This is a genomic window from Candidatus Methylomirabilota bacterium (assembly GCA_035260325.1).
GTDB lineage: Bacteria > Methylomirabilota > Methylomirabilia > Rokubacteriales > CSP1-6 > AR19.
Genome location: DATFVL010000083.1, coordinates 1 through 2349, shown reverse-complemented (window position 1 = coordinate 2349; position 2349 = coordinate 1). Strand labels below are relative to the sequence as shown.

Below are 2349 nucleotides of genomic sequence, written 5' to 3'. Positions count from 1 at the left end.
CCCTCGCGGCCCCGCGCCTATACTACTTATCCACGGAGGAGAAAGGCGTTTAAACATGGCGTTTTTCCGCAAGGCTCCGCAAGTGTTCGGGCTCGACATCGGGTCGAGCGCCGTCAAGGCGCTCCAGCTCACGGAGACGGGGGGCACATACCGGATCGGGGCGCTCGGCATCGCGCCGCTGCCGCCCGACGCCATCGCCGACGGCACCATCAAGGACTCGGGCACGGTGGTGGAAGCCATCAAGGCCGCCGTCGCGAAGGCCGGCGTGAAGGGGAGGGAGACCGCGATCGCGATCTGCGGCCGCGAGCTCATCATCAAGAAGATCCAGATCCCCGAGGTGCCGCCCAAGGAAATCCACGACGTGGTCCAGCTCGAGGCGGAACACCACATTCCGTTCGCGATCGAAGAGGTCTTCCTCGACTATCACGGCGTCGGCCAGCACGATAACCTGCTCGACCTCATCCTGGTGGCGGTGAAGAAGTCGAAGGTCCTCGAGTACGCGTCGGTCGTGGAGCACGCGGGGTTCAGGCCCACGATCGTGGACGTCGACAGCTTCGCGCTCGGTAACCAGTTCGAGCTCAACTACCCCGACGACCAGCACGAGGCCGTCGCCCTCATCGACATCGGCGCCTCGTTCATGAAGACCAACGTCGTGCGCGGCGGCTCGACGATCTTCGCCCGCGACATCCCGTTCGGTGGCAACAACTACACCCAGGCGATCGCGCAGCAGCTGAAGATCCCCTTCGAGCAGGCGGAGTCGGCCAAGCTGGGCCGCGACGTCGGCGTCCGCTGGGAGGCGGTGGTCCCGGCGCTGGAGGCGGTCTCGCGCGAGCTGTCGCTCGAGGTGCAGCGCACGTTCGACTACTTCGCGTCCACCGCGGAGTCGGAGCGGATCGGCAAGATCGTCCTCGCGGGCGGGTGCTCCCTGCTCCCGGGCCTGAACGACTACCTCTCGTCCAACTGGGGCATCCCGGTCCAGCTCGCGCGGCCCTTCGAGCGCATCGAGGTGGATCCGGAGCACGCCGAGGCGGTCAACGCCGCGGGGCCGACGCTGGCCGTCGCGGTGGGGCTCGCGCTCCGCCGGCCGGGGGACAAGGATCGATGATCCGGATCAACCTCGCGCCCGACGCGAAGCGCCGGCGGGTCGGCTTCACGCTGCCCGCGCTCCCCGCGTTCAATCTCGGGTGGCTCTTCCTGATCGTCTACGTGGTCGCCGCGGGCGGCCTCGGCGCCTGGTGGTGGACGCTGTCCGGCGAGGAGTCGACCCTGACCCAGGAGATCGACAAGAAGAACACGGAGCTGGCGCAGCTCAAGGCGACGCTCGGCCAGGGCGCGAACGTGAAGGCCCAGGTCGAGGAGCTTCGCAAGCGGCTCGCCGTGCTGGAGGAGCTCACCAAGGGGCAGGCGCGGCCGATCGTGCTCGTCGACGCCTTTGCCAACATGATCCCGAAGGACCTCTGGATCACCGGCATCGAAGACCGGAACCAGGTCCTCCGGATCTCGGGCTCGGCGTTCTCCACGACCGCGGTGGCCGACTTCATGCAGAATCTGCGCGCCTCCGGCAAGTTCAAGGACGTCGACATCATCGTCTCCCGGCGCGACCTGGCGCGGCCGTCTCCCCTGGTGACCTTCGAGGTCACCTGCCGCTTCGAGGGCTAGCATGGCGCTTCCTGCCTTCCTCGCTCCGATCGTCAACGCCCCCAAGCCCCAGAAGATCGCGCTGGGGGTCTTCGGGCTCGCGATCATCGGCGTGGCGTCGTACTACTTCTTGCTCGCGCCGCTCGAGGCGAAGCTCGTGCAGCTCCGCGCGCAGAACGCGGCGCTCACCGATGAGGTCGTGAGGAGCCGGGCGATGGTCGCGGACCTCGCGAAGACCCGGCGCGAGATGGCCGAGCTCGAAGCGAAGGTCGGCGTGCTGAAGGACCGGCTCCCGACCGAGCGCGAGATGCCGACGCTCTACCGCTCGCTCAACGACGCGGGCTCGCAGGCCGGACTCGGCATCGCGCTCTTCCAGCCGCGCGAAGCGCAGACCAAGGACTACTACATCGAGATCCCGATCGCCGTGAGCGCGGAGGGCTCGTATCACCAGCTCGGCGAGTTCCTCGAGCGGGTGGCGCGGCTGCCGCGGGTCGTGACGCTCAGGGAGATGAAGCTCGCGTCCACGAATCGGCCGGGCCGAGCGGTACGCGCCGAGCTGACGCTGGCGACGTACCAGTACCGGCCGCTCGGGTCGCCGAAGCCGGGGGCGCCGAAGTGACGGCGGCGCGGGCGCTCCTGCTCGCTGCTCTCGCGTGCGCGCTCGACGGGTGCGGCGGCTCGCCGGAGCCCCCGCCCGCGCCGGCGGCGCCG

Annotated in this window: 3 protein-coding genes; all 3 read left to right on the top strand. The window is 68.9% G+C overall.

Annotated features, from left to right (window positions below):
- The first annotated feature begins 55 nt into the window (after positions 1 to 55).
- From pilM to pilO, 3 genes are read left to right on the top strand one after another with little or no spacing between them, the layout of a single operon-like run.
- Positions 56 to 1105, top strand: coding sequence for a type IV pilus assembly protein PilM (gene pilM / locus VKG64_05955; protein HKB24583.1), 1050 nt, complete (start codon positions 56 to 58; stop codon positions 1103 to 1105).
- Complete coding sequence (locus VKG64_05950) at positions 1102 to 1659, top strand: PilN domain-containing protein (protein HKB24582.1); 558 nt, start codon at positions 1102 to 1104, stop codon at positions 1657 to 1659. The genes pilM and VKG64_05950 overlap by 4 nt, the downstream gene beginning before the upstream one ends.
- 1 nt (position 1660) lies before the next feature.
- Positions 1661 to 2257, top strand: a complete 597-nt coding sequence (gene pilO / locus VKG64_05945) for a type 4a pilus biogenesis protein PilO (protein HKB24581.1) — start codon at positions 1661 to 1663, stop codon at positions 2255 to 2257.
- Positions 2258 to 2349 lie beyond the last annotated feature (92 nt).

What these genes read in the sequence shown, in the direction of transcription:
- pilO (HKB24581.1), top strand. Translation starts at nt 1,661, where the DNA reads ATGGCGCTTCCTGCCTTCCTCGCTCCGATCGTCAACGCCCCCAAGCCC.
- VKG64_05950 (HKB24582.1), top strand. Translation starts at nt 1,102, where the DNA reads ATGATCCGGATCAACCTCGCGCCCGACGCGAAGCGCCGGCGGGTCGGC.
- pilM (HKB24583.1), top strand. Translation starts at nt 56, where the DNA reads ATGGCGTTTTTCCGCAAGGCTCCGCAAGTGTTCGGGCTCGACATCGGG.